Origin of the sequence: Synechococcus sp. R55.4, from assembly GCF_047461935.1 — a bacterium.
Taxonomy (GTDB): Bacteria; Cyanobacteriota; Cyanobacteriia; order Thermostichales; family Thermostichaceae; genus Thermostichus.
In genome coordinates, this window is record NZ_JANSIF010000088.1 from 1,179 (window position 1) to 2,371 (window position 1,193).

The 1,193-nt window shown below is 63.3% G+C and carries 1 protein-coding gene; it reads left to right on the forward strand.

What is annotated here, in order from left to right:
- Positions 1 to 882 (forward strand): glycosyltransferase family 9 protein (locus tag NW842_RS13870; protein WP_414418271.1); only part of this gene is annotated, 882 nt, incomplete at its 5' end.
- Positions 883 to 1,193: the final 311 nt, after the last annotated feature.

Consider the following 1,193-nt stretch of genomic DNA (forward strand, 5'->3'; position numbering starts at 1 on the left):
GAGGCGGAGCTGGAGGTGGTTGTGGAGCCGCGGGCGGCGGCTGCCTACGAGGTTTGTCCTTCGGTGAGTCGGGTGCTGACTTTTCCGTTCAAAGAACAGCTGTCGTTGGGGGATCTCAGCGACCTGCTGGGGCGCATTCGGGAGCGGCAGTATGACGGGGTGCTGAGCCTGGGCCGAAGCTTGGGGGTCAAGCTGTTGTTGTGGCTGACCGGCATTCCCAAGCGGGTGGGCTATGCGCCGCCGGGGCCGGGGCGACCTTGGCTGACCGACCCGGTGCCCCTGAAGCCGGCCCAGTATGCGGCCCAGATGTACCACGACCTGGTGCAGGGGTTTGGCATTGCTGCGCCGGCGGGGTTGCCCCAGATTCGTCTGAAAAAAGCAGACCTGGAGTGGGCAGAGCAGGAACGCAAGCGCCTTTTGGGGGATGCCGCTCAAGATTATGTGCTGTTGCATCCGGGGGCCAGCCAGCTGTCGCAGGAGAAGGGAATTCAGAAGATCTATCCCTCTGCCAACTGGGTCAAGGTCATCAAGGGTTTTCGGGAGCAGCGGCCGGAGCTGCCGTTGGTGCTGGTGGTGGGGCCAGAGGATGAGCAGGTGGCGGATGAGCTGATGGCGCAGTTGCCGGAGCTGCCGGTGAGCCGACCGGCGGGGGTGGGGCAACTGGCGGCTTTGATTGGGGGGGCGACGCTGCTGTTGTGTGTGGACAGTGCTCCTATGCACTTGGCGGTGGCGGTGCAGACGCCGCTGGTGGCGTTGTTTGGGCCCACCGACCCGCTGCGGTTGCTGCCTTCAGAGGGGCCGTTTCGGGCGGTCAAGGGGGCCGATGGGAAGGTGGAGTCGATTGCCCCCGAGCAAATTCTGCAGGTGATCTTTCCGGCCTAGAGCCAAGGTTTTCGTGGCAGCAACCCAGTCCCGTTTCTCTGCAGGCGGACCGAGAAGCCTTCTAGCCTGGGAGATGTGTCCCTGTCTGCTTTTAGCCGGCGGGAGAGCTTGCTTTGTCACCTTGGCTCTCCTAGGCTTGCTGGCGAGCGACCGTAAGGCAGTCAGCATTGCTGTTGACCGGGGGAACTTCTGCCCTCTTGGGGGAAAAGGGCTGGGGAAGTAGGGGATTCTCATGCGGACGAAGGGACTTGAACCCTTACGCCTTGCGGCACTAGATCCTAAGTCTAGCGCGTCTGCCGTTCCGCCACGTC